The organism is Lentibacillus sediminis (assembly GCF_002763455.1).
GTDB classification, from domain to species: domain Bacteria; phylum Bacillota; class Bacilli; order Bacillales; family Amphibacillaceae; genus Lentibacillus_D; species Lentibacillus_D sediminis_A.
Genome location: NZ_NIXK01000021.1, coordinates 1 through 2,790, shown reverse-complemented (window position 1 = coordinate 2,790; position 2,790 = coordinate 1). Strand labels below are relative to the sequence as shown.

Sequence of the window (2,790 nt, the reverse complement as noted above, 5' to 3'; positions counted from 1 at the left end):
CAGGGAAGAACACGTGCCGCATGAATAAGGCGGTGCATTGACGGTACCTGACCAGAAAGCCCCGGCTAACTACGTGCCAGCAGCCGCGGTAATACGTAGGGGGCAAGCGTTGTCCGGAATTATTGGGCGTAAAGCGCACGCAGGCGGTCTTTTAAGTCTGATGTGAAATCTCGCGGCTCAACCGCGAGCGGTCATTGGAAACTGGAGGACTTGAGTGCAGAAGAGGAGAGTGGAATTCCACGTGTAGCGGTGAAATGCGTAGAGATGTGGAGGAACACCAGTGGCGAAGGCGACTCTCTGGTCTGTAACTGACGCTGAGGTGCGAAAGCGTGGGGAGCGAACAGGATTAGATACCCTGGTAGTCCACGCCGTAAACGATGAGTGCTAGGTGTTAGGGGGTTTCCGCCCCTTAGTGCTGAAGTTAACGCATTAAGCACTCCGCCTGGGGAGTACGGCCGCAAGGCTGAAACTCAAAAGAATTGACGGGGGCCCGCACAAGCGGTGGAGCATGTGGTTTAATTCGAAGCAACGCGAAGAACCTTACCAGGTCTTGACATCCTCTGATGGCGGTAGAGATACCGTGTTCCCTTCGGGGACAGAGTGACAGGTGGTGCATGGTTGTCGTCAGCTCGTGTCGTGAGATGTTGGGTTAAGTCCCGCAACGAGCGCAACCCTTGATCTTAGTTGCCAGCATTCAGTTGGGCACTCTAAGGTGACTGCCGGTGACAAACCGGAGGAAGGTGGGGATGACGTCAAATCATCATGCCCCTTATGACCTGGGCTACACACGTGCTACAATGGATGGAACAAAGGGAAGCGAAGCCGCGAGGTTCTAGCAAATCCCAGAAAACCATTCCCAGTTCGGATTGCAGGCTGCAACTCGCCTGCATGAAGCCGGAATCGCTAGTAATCGCGGATCAGCATGCCGCGGTGAATACGTTCCCGGGCCTTGTACACACCGCCCGTCACACCACGAGAGTTGGTAACACCCGAAGTCGGTGAGGTAACCTTTTGGGGCCAGCCGCCGAAGGTGGGACCAATGATTGGGGTGAAGTCGTAACAAGGTAGCCGTATCGGAAGGTGCGGCTGGATCACCTCCTTTCTAAGGATAGTAATACGGAACGTCATACTGTGTTGTTTGGTTCAGTTTTGAGAGAGTAATTTCTTGCCTTTCCTATATAAATGTAGATGGGCCTGTAGCTCAGCTGGTTAGAGCGCACGCCTGATAAGCGTGAGGTCGGTGGTTCGAGTCCACTCAGGCCCACCATCTCCAAATAAATACGGGGCCTTAGCTCAGCTGGGAGAGCGCCTGCTTTGCACGCAGGAGGTCAGCGGTTCGATCCCGCTAGGCTCCATTTTGCACCTTGAAAACTAAATAAGCGTAACACAACGACATCAAATTGATTTTTAATTTAGCGAAGGCGAAAAGCAAGTAAACGCGCTTCACAAGATTAGTTAAGTGAAGAAGGGCGCACGGTGGATGCCTTGGCACTGGGAGCCGATGAAGGACGGGACTAACACCGATATGTCCCGGGGAGCTGTAAGTAAGCGTTGATCCGGGAATTTCCGAATGGGGGAACCCGCTGTTCGTAATGGAGCAGCACGCACATCTGAATACATAGGATGTGTGCGGCAGACCCGGGGAACTGAAACATCTCAGTACCCGGAGGAAGAGAAAGCAAATGCGATTTCCCAAGTAGCGGCGAGCGAAACGGAAACAGCCCAAACCAGAAAGCTTGCTTTCTGGGGTTGTAGGACACTCCATTGGAGTTATCAAGAAATTTCTTAGACGAAGCAGCCTGGAACGGCTCACCGAAGAAGGTAAGAGTCCTGTAGTCAAAAGGAAATTTCCTCCGGAGTGGATCCTGAGTACGGCGGAACACGAGGAATTCCGTCGGAATCCGGGAGGACCATCTCCCAAGGCTAAATACTCCCCAGTGACCGATAGTGAACCAGTACCGTGAGGGAAAGGTGAAAAGCACCCCGGAAGGGGAGTGAAAGAGAACCTGAAACCGTGTGCCTACAAGTAGTCGGAGCCCGTTCATGGGTGACGGCGTACCTTTTGTAGAATGGACCGGCGAGTTTCGATCGTATGCAAGGTTAAGTGGAAGACACGGAGCCGCAGCGAAAGCGAGTCTGAACAGGGCGAATATAGTATGCGGTCAGAGACCCGAAACCGTGTGATCTACCCATGTCCAGGGTGAAGGTCAGGTAACACTGACTGGAGGCCCGAACCCACGTATGTTGAAAAATGCGGGGATGAGGTGTGGGTAGGGGTGAAATGCCAATCGAACACGGAGATAGCTGGTTCTCTCCGAAATAGCTTTAGGGCTAGCCTCAGGGGAATGAGTACTGGAGGTAGAGCACTGATTGGACGAGGGGCCCTCACCGGGTTACCGAATTCAGTCAAACTCCGAATGCCAGTCACTTGCCCCTGGGAGTCAGACTATGGGTGATAAGGTTCATAGTCGAAAGGGAAACAGCCCAGACCGCCAGCTAAGGTCCCAAAGTATACGTTAAGTGGAAAAGGATGTGGCGTTGCCCAGACAACCAGGATGTTGGCTTAGAAGCAGCCATCATTGAAAGAGTGCGTAATAGCTCACTGGTCGAGTGACACTGCGCCGAAAATGTACCGGGGCTAAACGTATCACCGAAGCTGCGGATTGTTCAGTGCGAACAATGGTAGGAGAGCGTTCCGCGTGCCGTGAAGTCAGACCGTGAGGACTGGTGGAGCGCGCGGAAGTGAGAATGCCGGTATGAGTAGCGAAAAAAGAGTGAGAATCTCTTTCA

2 tRNA genes and 2 rRNA genes are annotated in these 2,790 nt (G+C 53.1%); all 4 read left to right on the top strand.

The window, feature by feature from the left end:
• Positions 1-1,102: ribosomal RNA gene (locus tag CEG13_RS18415) — 16S ribosomal RNA — on the top strand; the annotation flags it as partial.
• A gap of 88 nt (positions 1,103-1,190) precedes the next feature.
• Positions 1,191-1,267 (top strand) — tRNA-Ile (locus CEG13_RS18410).
• Positions 1,268-1,282: 15 nt separating this feature from the next.
• A tRNA-Ala gene (locus tag CEG13_RS18405) sits at positions 1,283-1,355 on the top strand.
• Between the two features lie 98 nt (positions 1,356-1,453).
• A 23S ribosomal RNA gene (locus tag CEG13_RS18400) occupies positions 1,454-2,790 on the top strand; the annotation flags it as partial.